Source organism: Tabrizicola piscis (assembly GCF_003940805.1).
GTDB classification, from domain to species: domain Bacteria; phylum Pseudomonadota; class Alphaproteobacteria; order Rhodobacterales; family Rhodobacteraceae; genus Tabrizicola; species Tabrizicola piscis.
Window position 1 is genome coordinate 2217481 of record NZ_CP034328.1, and the last position, 16866, is coordinate 2234346.

Consider the following 16866-nt stretch of genomic DNA (forward strand, 5'->3'; position numbering starts at 1 on the left):
CCACGTGAAACACTACGATGTCATTGTGATTGGCGGCGGCCACGCCGGAACGGAAGCAGCGGCAGCCGCGGCCCGGATGGGCGCGGCTACAGCGCTTGTCACGCTGCGCGCCGAGGCGATTGGCGCGATGTCCTGCAATCCGGCGATTGGCGGACTCGGCAAGGGCCACCTCGTGCGCGAGATCGATGCGCTTGACGGCGTCATGGGGCGTATGGCGGATCGCGCAGGCATCCAGTTCCGCCTGCTGAACCGTCGCAAAGGGCCTGCCGTGCAGGGCCCGCGCGCCCAGATTGACCGGCGGCTTTACCGTGAAGCGATCCAGAAAGAGCTTGCCCGGCAACCGGGGCTTTCGATCATCGAGGGTGAAGTGGCCCAGTTGCTGCTCAAAGCAGGTGCAGTGCACGGGGTCGAATTGGCTTCTGGCGACGTGCTTTCCGCCGCACGCGTGATTCTGACAGCAGGCACGTTCCTGAACGGCGTGATTCACATCGGCGACAAGCGGATGCAGGGCGGCCGGATGGGCGATTCGCCTTCACGCGTGCTTGCGGCGCAGTTGGGCGATCTGGCTTTGCCGATGGGCCGCTTGAAGACGGGCACGCCGCCACGGCTGGATGGGCGAACGATCGACTGGGACAAGCTTGAAATGCAGCCGGGTGACGAAGACCCGTCCGTATTTTCGTTCCTGAATACCCGCCCCGAAGCGCGCCAGATTGCCTGCGGGATCACGCATACAAGCGAAGCAACACACCAGATCGTGCGAGATAACCTCTCACGTTCCGCTATGTATGGTGGTCATATCGAAGGCGTAGGCCCGCGCTACTGCCCGTCCATCGAAGACAAGATCGTGCGCTTTGCTGACAAGACCAGCCATCAGGTCTTCCTGGAGCCGGAAGGGCTGGACGACCACACGGTCTATCCGAACGGTCTTTCCACCTCGCTTCCGGAAGATGTGCAGCACGCCTATATCCATACGATTAGCGGCTTGGAGCAGACGGTGATTCTGCAGCCCGGCTATGCCATCGAATATGACTATTTCGACCCGCGCGACCTGCGCAGAACGCTGGAAACCAAGTCTGTGTCCGGGCTTTACTTCGCGGGGCAGATCAACGGGACAACGGGCTATGAAGAGGCTGCCGCGCAGGGGCTTGTGGCGGGGTTGAATGCCGCTGCTTCAGCACTGGGGCGTCCGGCAGTGGAGTTCAGTCGCACAGAAAGCTATATCGGCGTCATGATCGACGACTTGACGACGCGCGGTGTGACAGAGCCGTACCGAATGTTCACGTCGCGCGCGGAATTCCGGCTGACAGTCCGGGCCGACAATGCGGATCAGCGCCTGACTCCCGTCGGGCTTGCTGCGGGCTGTGTAGCTGTTGATCGCGCAGAACAATTCGCCCGCAAGATGGATGCGCTGACACTTGGAAAGCAGCGGCTTTCGGCTGAATCGATTGGCCCGAAAGCCCTTATCGATGCGGGCGTGACAGTCAGCCGCGATGGTGGAAAGCGCACAGCATATGAAGCCTTGGCCCTGACTGGCGCCGATCTCCAATCGTTTTGCACGGCTTTTCCGGTCTATCAGCAGCTGGATACGGCGCTGTTGCAGCAGCTTCAAACCGAAGCGATTTACGATCAGTACAGCGATCGGCAAGCCAAAGAAGTCGCTGACTTGCAGCGGCAAGAGAATCAGCTGATTCCTCTCGACTTTGACTATGCTTGCCTTTCGGGCCTGTCGAATGAGATGAAAGCAAAGCTGGCGCGAGCTCGGCCGGAAACCCTGCTGCAAGCATCGCGGCTTGAAGGAGTGACACCAGCTGCGCTTGTGTTGATTCTCGCCAGCCTGCGCCGCCCACAGGCTGAACGGCGAGCCGGATGATTGTTATGGAACTGCAAGTAGGCGGACAGAATGTTTCACGTGAAACAATCGAGTCGCTGCGGGCGTTCGAAGCCCTAGTCAAACGCTGGAACGCGGCCATAAACCTCGTCAGCAAAGCAACACTTCCTGTTCTATGGGACAGGCATATCGTTGACTCTGCTCAACTTTTCAGCCACCTCCCAGCGACTGCGCAGCACTGGGCAGACTTCGGTGCTGGTGGCGGCTTCCCGGGGCTTGTCATTGCAATCCTTGCGCGCGGGGCAGGCCGGGACCTGCGAGTGACGCTTGTCGAATCAGATGCCCGGAAGGCGACCTTCCTGCGTCAAGCCGCCCAAGCGTTGGGTCTGTCTGTCGTTGTGGTCAACAAACGAATCGAATCGATGGAAAGCCTGCAGGCAGATGTCGTCTCTGCCCGGGCGCTTGCGCCGCTCGACGCTCTCCTCGAGTTCGCGGCAGTGCACTTACGCGAAGGTGGCACTGCAATTTTCCCGAAAGGCGCGCGTCACACTGAAGAGCTGACAGCAGCGCGCGCGCAGTGGAGCTTCGACGTCGATACTCACTCCAGCCAGTCCGAGCCTGGGGCGGCCATTCTGATCATCAGGAACATTGAACGTGCAAAGCAGAACTGACGGGTCGCGCGCCCACATCCTGGCCCTTGCCAATCAGAAGGGCGGCGTAGGAAAGACGACTACGGCGATAAACCTGGCTGCAGGGTTGGCCGAGCTTGGCAACAAAGTGCTTCTGGTCGACATCGACCCGCAAGGAAACTCGTCCACGGGGCTGGGGATCCGTCCGGAAAAACGCAAGAAGACCAGCTATGACTTGATCGTTGACGGGGCAGACCTGCAAGATGTTGTGTTGCCGACCGGGCTGCCCGACGTTTTCATCATTCCGGCGAATGCGGATCTGTCCTCGGCTGACCTCGACATCATGGCCAATGAAAAGCGCAGCTTTCTGCTTCACGACGCATTGCATCAGCCGGCAATGGACGACTACCGCTTCGACTATATCCTGATCGACTGTCCGCCATCGCTTAGCCTGATGACGGTGAATGCCATGGTGGCGTGTGATTCGGTGCTTGTGCCGCTGCAATGCGAATTCTTCGCGCTGGAGGGGTTGTCGCAACTGATGCTGACGATTCGCGATGTCCGCCGATCCGCCAACCCCGCGCTCCGAATAGAGGGGGTCGTTCTTACCATGCATGACGTGCGGAACAGGCTGACAGCCCAAGTCGAGGCGGACGCCCGCAGCAATATGGGCGATCTTGTGATGAAAACCACCATCCCGCGCAACGTGCGGATCAGTGAGGCCCCGTCCCATGCGATGCCCGTGCTGACTTACGACCCCTCGTCGAAGGGTGCCATCGCGTATCGCGCGTTGGCGCGGGAAATCGCGGATCGCCGAAAAACCCCTGCAATGTCTGAGGCTTGACGCATGAACACCAAGAATGAAAAGCGCGGTCTCGGTCGTGGTCTTTCGGCGCTTATGGCCGATGTGAACCTTGCGGGACCAGATCAGGGCTCATCCGGCCGGCGGGCCGAGCAGATGCTGCCTATCGACAAGCTGGAACCGAACCCGCAGCAGCCGCGCCTGGATTTCAAACGCGATGAACTGGAAAGCCTGGCTGATTCGATTCGGCAGAAAGGCGTCATCCAGCCGTTGATCGTCCGTCGCAAGATGGGGCGCGATGTCTATGAGATCGTCGCTGGGGAACGTCGCTGGCGCGCAGCCCAACTGGCCCAGTTGCACGAAGTTCCAGTGGTGATTCGTGATCTTGATGACAGCGAAGTCCTTGAAATCGCTATCATCGAGAATATCCAGAGGTCCGACCTCAGCGCAATCGAAGAAGCGCTCGGCTTTCGCCAGTTGATGACCCGATTCGGCCATACACAAGAGAAGCTGGCCGAGGCCCTGAGCAAGAGCCGCAGCCATGTTGCCAACCTTTTGCGGCTTCTGACGCTTCCGACCGAAGTGCAGGACATGGTCCGTGACGGCAGCCTGTCCGCCGGCCATGCGCGCGCGCTGATTGGCAGCCCAAAGGCGCACGAACTGGCCGGGCAGATCGTGGCAAAAGGGCTTTCGGTGCGTGAAACCGAAAAGCTGGTCAAGGTGCAGGCAACGCCGAAAGCCGCGGATCGCAAGCCCTCGCCAGCATCCGAAAAGGACGCAGATACCCGTGCGCTTGAAGCTGATCTGTCGGCAAATCTGAAGATGCACGTTCAGATCGACCACGGGCCAGACGGGCAGGCGGGGAAACTGGTGATCCGCTATGACAGCCTAGAGGACCTCGACATATTGTGTCAGGTGCTTTCACAGCCACCACATCGGCTAGCCCGGGGTGATGACTAAGTTGCGCTGTGCCGATCGGCCAAGAGGGCGCGCAGGACACCATTCAGCATCATGACGCCAGAGCCGGTGGTACTAATCCGGTCATCCTTGCGGTGAAGTAGGCCAAGTCCCACAACCTCATCCAGCGCGCTGTCTGACAGCGGCGCGCCGGCAAGGGCCTGATACCGGCCAAGCGACGCACCCTCCTTCAGGCGCAGGGCGAACATCAGGTATTCGCTGGCGCGATCCTCGGCCACAAGCACTTCCGAGCGTTCGGCTAGGCCGGGTTTGGTGAGCGTCTTGGTCAGCCAATCGGTCGGCATTCGTTCTGCTTCGGTAGCGATTCGGCGACCGTCCACTGTCAGCCTGCCATGTGCTCCCGGACCGATTCCCGCATAATCGCCCATGCGCCAATAGATCAGATTGTGGCGCGATTCGCTGCCCGGGCGGGCGTGATTCGACACCTCATATGCGGGCAGACCTGCAGCCGACGTGATCTCTTGCGTCAGTTCGAACATGTCAGCGGCAAGGTCTTCGGGCGGCAGACCGCGGAGCAGGTTCTTCGCGTGCATCTGGCCAAAGACCGTGCCGTCCTCCACCGTAAGCTGGTAAAGCGACAAGTGCGATGTCCCAAGATCCAGCGCACGCAACAGTTCATCGCGCCAGGCTGGCAGGGTTTGGTCCTGTCGGGCGTAGATCAGGTCGATGCTGACGCGGTCAAACGTGTTCTGGGCGATGGCAATGGCGGCATGGGCGTCGTCCACACTGTGCATCCGACCAAGGCGGCGCAGATCATTTGCCTCAAGGGATTGAATACCAAGGGAAACTCGGTTCACGCCAGCCTTGGCATAGCCTTCGAACCGCGCCGCTTCGACGGATCCGGGGTTGGCCTCCAGCGTGATCTCAAGGTCATTCGCCAGCGTCCAGGTGGCGCGGATGCGGTCAAGGATGCCCTGCACCAAGGCCGGCTCCATCAGGGAGGGCGTGCCACCACCGAAGAACACGGTGTTCAGGACACGGCCTTCGGTCAGGGCGCCAATGCGGTCAATCTCGGCCTCGAACGCCGTCAGCCAGCGGGACTGGTCGACCGTCGCGGCGACATGGCTGTTGAAGTCGCAATAGGGGCACTTCGACTGGCAGAAGGGCCAGTGCAGGTACAACCCGAACCCGGCATGGCGCCAGTCTTCCATGGCCTGTTTCACGGGAAACAAGCCGCCACCAGTTTGCGAAACGCATCGGCGCGGTGGCTGAGCCGGTTCTTTTCCCAGCGGTCCATCTCACCAAAGGTGATCTGATGGCCATCCGGCATGAAGATCGGGTCAAACCCGTGGCCTTGATCACCACGGCCGGGCCAGACCAGACGGCCCGGTGAAACACCTTCAAAAACACGGTCTTGGCCATCAGGCCAGGCCAGGACAAGCGTGCAGCGGAACTGGGCAAGGCGCGGCTCGGGGGCATGGATCGCCTCAAGCTCACGCCACACGCGCTCCATGCCAACGGCAAAGTCGCGGCCGTGGGCTGTGGTCGCCCAATCGGCCGTAAACACACCCGGAGCACCACCAAGGGCGTCGACAGACAGGCCGGAATCATCGGCAAGGGCCACAAGACCACTTGCCTTGGCGGCAGCATGCGCCTTCAGACGCGCGTTGCCAACAAAAGTGGTTTCGGTTTCCTCGGGTTCGGGAAGGTTTAGGTCGGCAGCGCCCACCACAGCCACGCCAAACGGCGCCAGCAGATCGGCGATCTCCTCCAGCTTGCCGCGATTATGCGTGGCAATCAGCAGGCGGTCCCCGATCAGCCCCGGCATCAAACGCCCAAAGCCGCCTTCTGCGCGGCGACAAGGGCTGCATTCCCGGTGCGGGCAAGGTCGAGAAGGTGCAAAAGTTCCTCTTGCGAAAAGGCCGCACCTTCAGCCGACATCTGCACCTCGATCAGACGGCCCGCGCCGGTCATCACGAAGTTGCCGTCGGTCCCCGCAGCCGAATCTTCCAGATAGTCAAGGTCAAGCACCGGCTGCCCGGCATAGACCCCGCAAGAGATGGCCGAGACATGGTCAAGGATCGGGTCGCTGACAATTGTGCCCGCCGCCATCAGCTTGTTCACCGCCAGCCGCAGCGCCACCCAACCGCCGGTGATCGACGCACAGCGCGTGCCACCATCGGCTTGGATCACATCGCAGTCGATCACGATCTGCCGTTCACCAAGCGCGTTGCGATCCACGCCAGCGCGCAGCGCCCGCCCAATAAGCCGTTGAATTTCCTGGGTTCTACCAGATTGCTTGCCCGCCGCAGCCTCGCGCCGGGTGCGGCTGTTGGTGGCGCGGGGCAGCATGCCATATTCAGCGGTGACCCAGCCCTGGCCGGTGTTCTTCAGGAACGGTGGCGGTTTATCCTCGATCGTGGCAGAACACAGGACGTGGGTTTCGCCCATCTTGATCAGGCAAGACCCTTCGGCATGCTTCATCACGCCGGTTTCGATTGAAACCGTCCGTAGATCGCTTAATTTTCTGCCTGACGGGCGCATTTCCGGACCTTTCGCTGGACTGCGGCCACTTACGCAACCACAGACGTCGGATGCAACCCCGATTGATCCCAGCATCAGGCCCCAACCCCACCCCATGACCCAGCAACCCAACCTTGGCGACATGAACGACCGCACCCGCGAAGTGTTTCGCCGGGTGGTGGAAGGCTACCTGACCTCGGGTGAGCCGGTCGGGTCCCGCACTCTGACGCGCAGCCTGTCCGAGAAGGTGTCCGCCGCAACAGTGCGCAATGTGATGCAGGATCTGGAATATCTGGGTCTGCTCGACAGCCCCCATATCTCGGCCGGGCGGATACCCACGCAGGCCGGCCTGCGGATGTTCGTCGACAGTCTGCTGGAGGTGGGCACGGTTGCGCCCGAGGATCAGGAAAAGATCGACGCGACGCTGGGCACGAATGACCATGACGTCGCAACCCTGCTGGATGAAGTGGGGGCGGCCCTGTCGCTGATCACCCGCGGGGCCAGCGTAGTTCTGTCGCCCAAGCGTGAGGCGGCGATCCGGCATATCGAATTTGTCAGCCTCGCGGCAGACCGGGCGCTGGTGGTCTTGGTCTTTGCCGACGGGCAGGTGGAAAACCGCATCTTCACGCCGCCACCGGGGCAAACGCCATCGTCCATGCGGGAAGCGGCGAATTTCCTGAACGCTTTGGCGGAAGGGCGGACGCTTTCGGAACTGCGCCACCGGATCGTGGCCGAAATCGCCACCCGGCGGCAGGAAATTGATTCGCTGGCGCGGGAGTTGGTCGAAGGCGGCCTTGCCCTTTGGGAAAACGCGGGCGAGGCGTCGGAACGCCTGATCGTGCGCGGACGCGCGAACCTGATCGACGGGGCGGCGGATCAGTCGGAAATCGAACGGATTCGCGTGCTCTTCGATGATCTTGAACGCAAACGCGACATCGCCGAGTTCCTCCACCTGACCGAAGCAGGCGAGGGCGTGCGCATTTTTATCGGGTCCGAGAACAAGCTTTTCTCACTTTCCGGTTCAAGTCTGGTGGTTTCTCCCTATATGAACGCTGATCGGAAAATCATCGGCGCGGTGGGCGTCATCGGTCCGACCCGGCTGAACTATGGCCGGATCGTCCCGATCGTGGACTACACCGCCCAGCTGGTGGGCCGCCTTGTCTCGGACCGGGGCAAGGGCTGATAGACAGACGAGGACATGACGATGTCGCAAGATGAAGCAGCTTCAACGGACGTGAAGCTGGAAGACTTTGAAATGGACGCCACCATCGACGAGATGGAGGCACTGAGGGCCGAACGCGATGAGATGCGCGACAAGTTCATGCGCGTGCTGGCCGAGGCTGAAAACTCGCGCAAGCGGGCAGAGCGTGACCGCAAGGAAGCCGAAATGTACGGCGGCACGCGCTTGGCGCGCGACCTGTTGCCGGTGCATGACAACCTGAGCCGTGCTTTGCAAGCGATCCCCGAGGAAAGCCGCGCTACGTCAGCCGCGCTGATCGAGGGCGTAGAGCTGACGCTGCGTGAGCTGACCAACGTGATGACGCGGCACGGGATTACCATGATCTCGCCAGCTATCGGCGACATGTTCGACCCACAGCTGCATCAGGCGATGTTCGAAGCGCCAATGCCGGGCACCAAGGCCGGACAGATCATCCAGGTGATGACCGAGGGCTTCCTGTTGCACGACCGGCTTTTGCGCCCTGCACAGGTGGGCGTATCCTCGACCCCAGGCTGATCTGCTGCAATACCCCCGGAGAGGGCTGTCTGCCCTCTCCGGACCTCACCCGAGGATATTTGGGGAAGAGAAAGCGAAATTTTAGTTAAGTTTTCGTGGCTTGCTTGAGTTCGTAAACCAGACGCAGCGCCTCGATCGGGGTAAGGTCATCGGGGTGAATGTCGCGCAAGCGGGCTTCGACGGCGGAGTCCTGTTTCACAGGGCGGGGTGCTTGTGGGGGCGCGGCGCGGAACAGAGGCAGGTCGTCGATCAGAGCCTTCTGTGACCCGCCTTCGCGGTCGCCCTTCTCCAGCGCCTCAAGCACCACCTTGGCGCGGTCGATGACCGATGGCGGCAGGCCGGCCAGCCGGGCCACCTGAACGCCGTAAGAACGGTCAGCCGCACCCTTGCGGACTTCGTGCAGGAAGATCACGTCGCCTTCCCATTCCTTGACCGTGACGGTGGCGTTCTCCACCCCCGTCAGCTTGCCAGCCAGTGCTGTCATCTCATGGTAATGCGTGGCGAAGAGGGCGCGGCAGCGGTTGGTCTCATGCAGATGTTCCAGCGTGGCCCAGGCGATGGAGAGGCCGTCGTAAGTGGCGGTTCCGCGGCCGATCTCATCCAGGATGACCAGCGCGCGGTCGTCAGCCTGGTTCAGGATGGCCGCGGTCTCCACCATTTCCACCATGAAGGTCGACCGGCCCCGCGCCAGATCGTCGGACGCGCCGACCCTGCTGAACAGCTGGCTGACCAGACCGATCCGGGCGCTGGTGGCCGGCACATGGCTGCCCGCCTGTGCCAGTAGGGCGATAAGCGCGTTCTGACGCAGGAAGGTGGATTTCCCCGCCATGTTCGGCCCGGTCAGCAGCCAGATCGCCGGGGTAGTTGCTTCGGTCAGATCACAGTCGTTGGCCACGAAGGGGGTGCCGCCCTGCAGGCGCAGCGCGCGTTCCACCACCGGGTGCCGACCGCCGATGATCTGGAACGCGCGGCTGTCGTCGATCTGTGGTTCGCACCAGCCCTCATCCGCCGACAGGTCGGCGAAGGCGGCGGCAAGGTCGATCTCGGCCAGCGCGCGGGCGGCTTGGGCGATGGGGGCCGAGGTGGCGAGAATCTGGGCTTTCAGGCCTGCATAGTGACGCTTTTCAATCTCAAGCGCGTGGTTGCCGGCGTTCAGGATCCGCGTCTCCAGATCGCTGAGCGCAAGCGTGGTAAAGCGCACTTGGCCTGCGGTCGTCTGGCGGTGGATGAAGACTTCGGGCTTGGCCCGCATCCGGTCTTCATGCGTGGTCGTGACTTCGATGAAGTATCCCAGAACGTTGTTGTGCTTGATCTTCAGGCCGGGAATTCCTGCCAATTCGGCATATTCGGCCTGCATCCGGCCGATGACGCCACGCCCCTCGTCCCGCAGGGCGCGGGTGTCGTCCAGATCCCCGTCATATCCCGGCGCGATAAAGCCGCCGTCGCGCATCAGCAGCGGCGGTTCGGCCACCAGCGCTTGCGTCAGCAAATCCACCAAAACGCCATGGCCAACCAGCGCCCCCGCCGCCTGTGCCAGCAAGGGCGGGGCCTCGGCCAGAAGCGCGGCGATCCGCTCGGCCTGCTCCAGCCCGGCGCGGATGGCGGTCATGTCGCGGGGGCCGTCGCGATCAAGCGCCAGACGGGACAGCGCGCGGTCAATGTCGGGCACCCGCCGCAGTGCCTCGCGCAGGTGGTCGCGCAGGGACGGCGCCTCCAGCAGATAGCCCAGCGCCGCCTGCCGTTCGCGGATCACCCCAAGGTCCAGCGCGGGCGACGATAGCCGACGCTCCAGCAGCCGCGCCCCGCCAGCCGTGACGGTCCGGTCAATCGCGGCCAGCAGCGACCCGTCCCGTCCGCCGGAAAGCGCCCGCGTCAGTTCCAGGTTTCGGCGGGTGGCGGCGTCGATCTGCATCGCACCGCCCAAAGCCTCGCGCACCGGGGGGCGGAGGAGGGGCATCCGCCCGCGCTGGGTCAGGTGCAGATAGTCGATCAGCGCGCCCATGGCCGAAACTTCGGCCCGGTCAAAGGTCCCGAAAGCATCCAATGAGGCTACGCCAAACATCTCGCACAGGCGCTTTTCCGCGTTGGTGGAATCAAAGCTGCCACGGGACAGCGGCGTCACGGAAACCCCGTTTTCCGCAATGTTAGAGACTATTTCACGCTCCCGCGCCTCGCTCAGCAACAACTCGCGCGGGGCGATGCGGGCAAGGTCGGGGCCAAGCCGCACAAGGCTTGACGGCATCACCCGGAATTCACCGGTCGAAATGTCGGCCCAGGCCACCGCCCCGGCATCGCGCACCTCGGCATAGGCGGCAAGAAAGTTGTGGCGGCGGGCCTCCAGCAGGGAATCTTCGGTCAGCGTGCCGGGCGTGACCAGCCGCACGACGTCCCGTTTGACCACGGATTTGGACCCGCGCTTCTTCGCCTCGGCCGGGTCCTCCAGCTGTTCGGCGATGGCCACGCGAAAGCCCTTGCGGATCAGCGACAGAAGATAGCCCTCGGCCGAATGGACTGGCACGCCACACATGGCAATCGGCTCGCCCAGATGAAACCCGCGTTTCGTCAGCGCGATGTCCAGCGCGGCGGCGGCGGCCACGGCGTCGTCAAAGAACATCTCGTAGAAATCGCCCATCCGGTAGAACAGCAGGGCGCCGGGGTTCTGCGCCTTGATCTCCAGATATTGCGCCATCATCGGCGTCACGGCGTCATCGGTCACGGTTTTCCCCCGGCAATGCAGTGACCTTACACCGCCTGCCCGCAGCCTTTCAACCGGTAGGGGCCAGCGGGTCAATCAACCCCTGTATCTTGAGGTCGGCCCAAAGATCCGCCGGGATCTGCCGCGCCACATTGCTGGCATTCTGACGGACCTGCGCGGCCGAAACCGCGCCGGGGATCACTGACACCACAGCAGGATGCAGCAGCGGAAACTGCAAGGCGGCGGCGGCAAGCGGCACGTCATGGCGCGCGCAAACGGCCTCAATCGCAAGGGCTTTGGCGATCATCTCCGCGCTGGCAGGGGCATAGGCATACATCACCCCGGAGGCCGAAGGGTCGGCCAGCAGGCCCGAGGCGAAGGGCGCGCCGATGACCACCTTGATCCCCCGCCGCAGGCAATCCGCCATCGGCCCGTGCAGCGCGGCCTGATCGACAAGCGTATAGGGCATGGCGACAAGGAAGAAATCCACGTCGATCCACGGCGCAATCGCCGCAAAGTCGGACAGCGTGTTCATCCCCATGCCGACGGCGGAAATCTCGCCTTCAGCTTTCAGGCGGTGCAGGTAGGCAAGGCCCGACGCGGTAAGCGCCTGCATATGCCCGTCAAACGCCGTGCCGTGATAGTCCTTGTCCAGATCATGGATGACCAGCGTATCAACCACCGGCTGCCCCAGCCGCAACCGGCTTTGCGCGACAGAGGCGGCAAAACCTTCGGCGGAATAGTCATAGCGGACCGCAAAGTTCAGCCCGTTTTGCCACTGCACCCGCGCATCCTGACCGCGTGGGGCGGGCTCATAGACCCGGCCGACCTTGGTGGAAATGAACGTTTGATCCCGCGGCCAGTCCCGCATCGCGCTGCCCAGCCGATGCTCGGCAAGGCCGTGGCCATACCAGGGCGCGGTGTCAAAGTAACGTACCCCCGCCTGCCATGCGGCGGCGAAGGTCTCGGCAGCGACCGTTTCGGAATAGGTCGCGAAGATATTGCCCAAGGACGCCGTTCCCATCCCGAACCGCGGCCAACCTTGCGGAAAGCGCGGGGCAGGTGGGGCGATTGCGGTCATGGGCTACAGCACATAGCGCGACAGGTCGGCTGACCGCGACAAAGCCCCAAGATTCGTCTCTACAAAGGCTGAATCGACGGTCACCTCAGCGCCTGAGCGGTCGGGGGCGTTGAACGACAGCTCCTCGAACACCCGCTCCATCACCGTGTAAAGCCGACGCGCGCCGATGTTTTCGATGGTGCGGTTCACCTCGGCCGCGATCCTGGCAAGAGCGGCGATGCCATCATCGGTGAAGGTGACAGTCACCTTCTCGGTCCCCATCAGGGCGGCGTATTGCCGGGTCAGGGCATTGTCGGTGTCGGTCAGGATGCGGACAAAGTCCCCCTCGGTCAGCGGCTGGAGCTCGACGCGGATCGGCAGGCGGCCCTGCAGTTCGGGCAACAGGTCCGACGGCTTGGCAATGTGGAAAGCGCCACTGGCGATGAACAGGATATGGTCGGTCTTGACCGGTCCATGCTTGGTGGACACCGTGGTGCCTTCGATCAAGGGCAGCAGGTCGCGCTGTACGCCCTCGCGGGAAACGTCAGCCCCCCGCGCATCAGCCCGGGCGCAGATCTTGTCGATCTCGTCCAGAAAGACGATCCCGTTTTCCTGCACCGCCTCCAACGCGGCGGCCTTCACCGCCTCATCGTCCAGCAGTTTGTCGGCCTCTTGCCCGATCAGGATGTCATGGCTTTGCAGGACGGTCATCCGCTTGCGGCTCGTCCGCCCGCCAAAGGCCTTGAAAAGGTCCTGCAGCCCCTGCATCTGCTGTTCCATCCCCGGCATCCCCATGCCCAGCGGCATGGCGGGGGCCTCGGCGACATCAATCTCGATCATCGTGTCGTCCAGTTCACCGCGCTTGAGCTTGCCACGGAACATCTCCCGCGTCTGTTCGCGGGCGTCCTTGCCGGCCAGCGCCTCGATCACCCGATCCTCAGCGGCCTTATGGGCGCGGGCCTTCACATCCTCGCGCATCTGGATGCGGGTGTCGTTCATCGCCACATCCACCAGATCGCGGATGATGCTGTCCACATCGCGGCCGACATAGCCAACTTCGGTGAACTTGGTCGCCTCGACCTTCAGGAACGGCGCGCGGGCCAGCTTGGCCAGACGGCGGCTGATCTCGGTCTTGCCCACACCGGTCGGGCCGATCATCAGGATGTTCTTGGGGTAAACCTCATCCCGCAGATCATCCCCCAGCCGCTTTCTGCGCCAGCGATTGCGCAACGCCACCGCAACGGCGCGCTTGGCATCGGCCTGACCGATGATGAACCGGTCAAGCTCCGAGACGATCTCACGCGGGGTCAGGTCGGTCATTCGGTGCTCCCATAGGGCGGCAGGCGTGATTTGCCGGGAAAGTCGGGCAGGACGCGCATCACCCCGGCGCGCAGGGGGACCCACCAGGTGCCGATGGCCGTGATCAGGCCGCCAAGGGCGATCAGGATGAAGGTCCAGGTCCCGAAGTCGCCGCTGTCCCCCACCACCCAGGCGATGACCAGCGCGATGTAGGCGATGGCGGCGGTCAGGAAGGACCGGCGGTCGATCACCAGCGCCAGAAGCGTGATGATGACCAAAGCCACGACCAGAAGGCCAATCCCGCCGGCCCCGCCCGAGTTGTAAAGCGTCAGCGCCACGGTGTTCACCAGCGCGGGCGCGGCCAGCATGTGCAGCCAGAAGGCGGTGGCGGCATGGCGGCCAAGGCGGTGCGGGTCACGGGTGTCGAACCACATCGCCACCAGAAAGACCGCAACGCCGAACAGCAATGTGGCGGTGGCGAACTGCGGGCTTTCACGCAGGTCGAAGAACCCACCCATGCCACCCCGGCTGCCTTCAACAAACCCGCCCAGCGAATCGACCGAGGCGGTCAGCGTGTAAATCGCCCCAAGGGCAAAGAGCCCCAGGATGAACGCCGAAAACGGCAGCCGGAACCGGCGATACCACAGCCCCATGCCCAGTGCCGCCAGCACGAAGGAGACCACGACCACCACGCGCAGCGATAGGCCCGCCTGCCCAAGAATAGTGATCGCCGACAGATAGATCCCGCCACCAAACGCCGTGGCCAATACCATCGACGGCAGGTTCATCCGCCGCTTCAGCGTGAAATACCCCGCCCACCACCAGCAGATACCCGCGCAGATCAAGGGCAGCACCGACATCAACGCAATGCCACCGAACCAGGCCAGCATCGTGGCGATACCGGAAAGCAGGATGACCAAGCCGATCGACACGAAGATTTCGGAAAAGCCCCGGAAGAACTCGAACGGTTCATCTTCTGCCGGCATGGCGGCCCGCTTTCCAGCGCGGTCATTGGCCAGTGCAGTGACTGACGCGGCCTGCGCCTCGGTCAGGACACCGGCGGCGACGGCGGCACGCAGGTCTTCGAAGGTAAAGCTCATGCTTTGATCCGCTCCACGGTCAGGTTGCCATTGGTGTAAACGCAGATATCCGCCGCTATCGCCATGGCGCGGCGGGCGATCTCCTCGGCGGAAAGGTCAGTGACCATCAGCCCCCGGGCCGCCGCCAGCGCAAAGTTCCCGCCGGATCCGATGGCGGCAATGTCATGCTCCGGCTCCAGCACGTCGCCCGCGCCGGTGATGACGAAAAGCTCCTTCCCGTCGGTCACGATCAGCATCGCCTCAAGGTTCCGCAGGTATTTGTCCATCCGCCAGTCCTTGGCCAGATCCACACAGGCGCGCGCCAATTGCCCCGGCGCCGCCTCAAGCTTTTTCTCCAGCCGTTCCAGCAGGGTGAAGGCGTCGGCGGTTGACCCGGCAAAGCCGCAAACCACGTCATGCCCACCGGGCGACAGCCTGCGCACCTTGCGCGCGCTGCCCTTGATAACGGTCTGGCCCAGCGAAACCTGCCCGTCGCCCGCCACCACCACTTCACCGCCCCGCCGCACGGCAAGGATCGTGGTGCCATGCCACCCGGGAAATCTGTCGTCTGCCATGCGCGGCCTCCGTTCTTCTGTCTCTATATGGCCGGGGCAGGGCGCTTGCTCAAGTCCGGGGCTCCTGCCGTTGCGTTCAAAGCAAAACGCCCGCACCTTGCGGCGCGGGCGTTTCCTGAATTCCGGTGGCTGGCGCTTAGCGGCGCAGGCCCAGACGGGTGATCAGCGCGGTATAGCGCGGCTCATCATTCTTTTTCAGATAGTCCAGAAGCTTGCGGCGCTGGGCGACCATCATCAAAAGACCACGACGCGAGTGGTTGTCTTTCTTGTGGCTCTTGAAGTGTTCGGTCAGCGTGGCGATGCGCGACGACAGGATCGCAACCTGAACTTCCGGCGAACCGGTGTCGTTCTCTTTGGTCGCGTATTCCTTGATAAGACGTGCTTTTTCTTCAACCGTGATCGACATCGGGGTCTCCTTGGCAAAGGGTGATGGCACAGGCCGGGATGTCGTCCAGCAAGGCCCTTGGAGTGTCCGCGAAAGCGCGGATGCGGGCGTATAGGCGGATTCGTCAGCAAAGGGAAGGGGATCAAGCGCCGGGCCGGGCGGCAACGCGGGCATCGGGCATTAACCTTTCTGTCAGTTTCACGGTCCGGGCCGCGCGGATTGTGATAGATTGGGTCGGTCAATTCCGTTTCAAACCAAAAGGTTAACGGATGGGTTTGGTAAACGGCCGTGGCTGTGGTCGTTGTTCAAGGGGTTGCCGCTGTGCTGACACTGTTTGGTCTTTTCGGGGTGCTGATGGCCGGTGTTGCGGCTGATGCCGCCTTGTCGCCGCAGACCCGGTCGCAAGACCCGGACGATGCGGATGACGCTGACAAGGATTCGCTGGATGACAGCGCCGACACCTGTTCTGACCTGCTCGACAACGGCGATCTGCTTGACCCCATCGCCCTGTCTGACGATCTCCCCGACGACCAGCCTGCCGACCTGTCCCTGTGCGGCTCACCCGAGGACGAGGTATTGTCCGGCGGCAATGGCAATGACCAGATCAGCGGCTTGGCCGGGAAGGACCTGATTGACGGGCGGGCCGGCAATGACCTGATCGACGCCGACAGCGGCAATGACGGGGTCTGGGGCGGCGATGGGTCCGACACGGTCGACGGCGGGTCTGGCAACGACAGTATCGAAGGTCAGGCCGGCGATGATCTTTTGCATGGCGGCGACGGGAATGACTCCCTCGCCGGGCACACCGGGACCGACAGTCTGTATGGCGGCGCAGGCGATGACAGCCTGCTTGGCGGCGAAGGCGATGATCTGCTGGACGCGGGCGCTGGCAATGATTGGCTGGCTGGCGGCTACGGGGACGACCGCCTCGCCGGTGGCGCAGGCAGTGACATCGTCGACGGCGGCGCCGGGAATGACTGGCTCTCAGGCCTTGAGGGCGACATTGACGATTTCGACGAAGACTTTCTGAACGGCGGCGCAGGCAATGACACGCTGGTCATGGGGGCGGGCGACCATGCCTCGGGCGGTGACGGGGATGATGATTTCATCCTGCAGAACTGGCTGACCGATGGGGGCATCGCCCACATCTCGGACTATGACGCTGATCGTGACCAGCTGATCATCATATACGACCCTGCGGCGCATCCCGACCCGTCGCTCACGCTGGAAACCAGTGAGGATGGCAGGCAAAGCACCATCCTTCTGGACGGCGCGCCCGTGGCGACGATTCAGGGCAGCACGGTTCGGCTGGACGATATTCGTCTCTCCGCCGCCTGA

General features: G+C 63.0%; 16 protein-coding genes. 7 read left to right on the forward strand and 9 right to left on the reverse strand.

The window, feature by feature from the left end; translation table 11 throughout:
* Positions 1 to 4: 4 nt before the first annotated feature.
* The 4 genes from mnmG to EI545_RS10830 are packed head-to-tail and all read left to right on the forward strand — an operon-like array spanning position 5 to position 4219.
* Entirely contained in the window at positions 5 to 1870 is a 1866-nt protein-coding gene (gene mnmG, locus EI545_RS10815) for a tRNA uridine-5-carboxymethylaminomethyl(34) synthesis enzyme MnmG (RefSeq protein WP_164517269.1), read from the forward strand.
* A complete protein-coding gene (gene rsmG / locus EI545_RS10820; protein ID WP_245989950.1) occupies positions 1867 to 2499 on the forward strand; it encodes a 16S rRNA (guanine(527)-N(7))-methyltransferase RsmG in 633 nt (210 codons plus the stop codon). Before mnmG ends, rsmG begins: the two co-directional genes overlap by 4 nt.
* Complete coding sequence (locus tag EI545_RS10825) at positions 2483 to 3301, forward strand: ParA family protein (RefSeq protein ID WP_425471551.1); 819 nt, start codon at positions 2483 to 2485, stop codon at positions 3299 to 3301. The genes rsmG and EI545_RS10825 overlap by 17 nt, the downstream gene beginning before the upstream one ends.
* Before the next feature lie 3 nt (positions 3302 to 3304).
* Positions 3305 to 4219, forward strand: coding sequence for a ParB/RepB/Spo0J family partition protein (locus tag EI545_RS10830; RefSeq protein WP_125325490.1), 915 nt, complete (start codon positions 3305 to 3307; stop codon positions 4217 to 4219).
* Here EI545_RS10830 and hemW read toward each other — a convergent pair.
* The 3 genes from hemW to rph are packed head-to-tail and all read right to left on the reverse strand — an operon-like array spanning position 4216 to position 6721.
* Positions 4216 to 5388 carry a radical SAM family heme chaperone HemW gene (gene hemW, locus EI545_RS10835; protein ID WP_125325491.1) on the reverse strand — a complete coding sequence of 391 codons (1173 nt, stop codon included), beginning with the start codon at positions 5386 to 5388 and terminating at the stop codon, positions 4216 to 4218. The genes EI545_RS10830 and hemW overlap by 4 nt on opposite strands.
* A gap of 8 nt (positions 5389 to 5396) precedes the next feature.
* Positions 5397 to 6005 (reverse strand): RdgB/HAM1 family non-canonical purine NTP pyrophosphatase, encoded by a 609-nt coding sequence (rdgB, locus tag EI545_RS10840; protein ID WP_125325492.1) that lies wholly within the window; start codon positions 6003 to 6005, stop codon positions 5397 to 5399.
* Entirely contained in the window at positions 6005 to 6721 is a 717-nt protein-coding gene (gene rph, locus EI545_RS10845; RefSeq protein WP_125325493.1) for a ribonuclease PH, read from the reverse strand. Before rph ends, rdgB begins: the two co-directional genes overlap by 1 nt.
* A 94-nt stretch (positions 6722 to 6815) precedes the next feature.
* Between rph and hrcA the strand changes: the two genes are divergently transcribed.
* Positions 6816 to 7883: a heat-inducible transcriptional repressor HrcA gene (gene hrcA, locus EI545_RS10850; protein WP_125325494.1), complete on the forward strand. Its 1068-nt coding sequence runs from the start codon at positions 6816 to 6818 to the stop codon at positions 7881 to 7883.
* Positions 7884 to 7955: 72 nt separating this feature from the next.
* Complete coding sequence (locus EI545_RS10855) at positions 7956 to 8435, forward strand: nucleotide exchange factor GrpE (protein ID WP_245990369.1); 480 nt, start codon at positions 7956 to 7958, stop codon at positions 8433 to 8435.
* Positions 8436 to 8520: 85 nt separating this feature from the next.
* On the opposite strand, the gene mutS is transcribed toward EI545_RS10855, so the two are convergent.
* The 6 genes from mutS to rpsO all read right to left on the reverse strand — a co-directional run bounded on the left by mutS (position 8521) and on the right by rpsO (position 15549).
* Positions 8521 to 11151: a DNA mismatch repair protein MutS gene (mutS, locus tag EI545_RS10860; RefSeq protein WP_125325496.1), complete on the reverse strand. Its 2631-nt coding sequence runs from the start codon at positions 11149 to 11151 to the stop codon at positions 8521 to 8523.
* A gap of 49 nt (positions 11152 to 11200) precedes the next feature.
* Entirely contained in the window at positions 11201 to 12211 is a 1011-nt protein-coding gene (locus EI545_RS10865) for an aldo/keto reductase (protein ID WP_125325497.1), read from the reverse strand.
* Between the two features lie 3 nt (positions 12212 to 12214).
* Complete coding sequence (hslU, locus tag EI545_RS10870) at positions 12215 to 13510, reverse strand: ATP-dependent protease ATPase subunit HslU (protein WP_125325498.1); 1296 nt, start codon at positions 13508 to 13510, stop codon at positions 12215 to 12217.
* Entirely contained in the window at positions 13507 to 14589 is a 1083-nt protein-coding gene (locus tag EI545_RS10875) for a hypothetical protein (RefSeq protein WP_125325499.1), read from the reverse strand. The genes hslU and EI545_RS10875 overlap by 4 nt, the downstream gene beginning before the upstream one ends.
* Positions 14586 to 15143 (reverse strand): ATP-dependent protease subunit HslV, encoded by a 558-nt coding sequence (gene hslV / locus EI545_RS10880; protein ID WP_125325500.1) that lies wholly within the window; start codon positions 15141 to 15143, stop codon positions 14586 to 14588. The genes EI545_RS10875 and hslV overlap by 4 nt, the downstream gene beginning before the upstream one ends.
* 136 nt (positions 15144 to 15279) lie before the next feature.
* The gene (gene rpsO / locus EI545_RS10885) at positions 15280 to 15549 is read right to left on the reverse strand and encodes a 30S ribosomal protein S15 (protein ID WP_125325501.1); all 270 of its coding nucleotides are present in this window, start codon (positions 15547 to 15549) and stop codon (positions 15280 to 15282) included.
* A gap of 300 nt (positions 15550 to 15849) precedes the next feature.
* On the opposite strand from rpsO, the gene EI545_RS10890 reads away from it, so the two are divergent.
* Positions 15850 to 16866 (forward strand): calcium-binding protein, encoded by a 1017-nt coding sequence (locus tag EI545_RS10890; RefSeq protein WP_125325502.1) that lies wholly within the window; start codon positions 15850 to 15852, stop codon positions 16864 to 16866.

What these genes read in the sequence shown, in the direction of transcription:
- rsmG (WP_245989950.1), top strand. Translation starts at nt 1,867, where the DNA reads ATGATTGTTATGGAACTGCAAGTAGGCGGACAGAATGTTTCACGTGAA.
- EI545_RS10830 (WP_125325490.1), top strand. Translation starts at nt 3,305, where the DNA reads ATGAACACCAAGAATGAAAAGCGCGGTCTCGGTCGTGGTCTTTCGGCG.
- hemW (WP_125325491.1), bottom strand. Translation starts at nt 5,388, where the DNA reads ATGGAAGACTGGCGCCATGCCGGGTTCGGGTTGTACCTGCACTGGCCC.
- rdgB (WP_125325492.1), bottom strand. Translation starts at nt 6,005, where the DNA reads ATGCCGGGGCTGATCGGGGACCGCCTGCTGATTGCCACGCATAATCGC.
- rph (WP_125325493.1), bottom strand. Translation starts at nt 6,721, where the DNA reads ATGCGCCCGTCAGGCAGAAAATTAAGCGATCTACGGACGGTTTCAATC.
- hrcA (WP_125325494.1), top strand. Translation starts at nt 6,816, where the DNA reads ATGACCCAGCAACCCAACCTTGGCGACATGAACGACCGCACCCGCGAA.
- EI545_RS10855 (WP_245990369.1), top strand. Translation starts at nt 7,956, where the DNA reads ATGGACGCCACCATCGACGAGATGGAGGCACTGAGGGCCGAACGCGAT.
- EI545_RS10865 (WP_125325497.1), bottom strand. Translation starts at nt 12,211, where the DNA reads ATGACCGCAATCGCCCCACCTGCCCCGCGCTTTCCGCAAGGTTGGCCG.
- hslU (WP_125325498.1), bottom strand. Translation starts at nt 13,510, where the DNA reads ATGACCGACCTGACCCCGCGTGAGATCGTCTCGGAGCTTGACCGGTTC.
- EI545_RS10875 (WP_125325499.1), bottom strand. Translation starts at nt 14,589, where the DNA reads ATGAGCTTTACCTTCGAAGACCTGCGTGCCGCCGTCGCCGCCGGTGTC.
- hslV (WP_125325500.1), bottom strand. Translation starts at nt 15,143, where the DNA reads ATGGCAGACGACAGATTTCCCGGGTGGCATGGCACCACGATCCTTGCC.
- rpsO (WP_125325501.1), bottom strand. Translation starts at nt 15,549, where the DNA reads ATGTCGATCACGGTTGAAGAAAAAGCACGTCTTATCAAGGAATACGCG.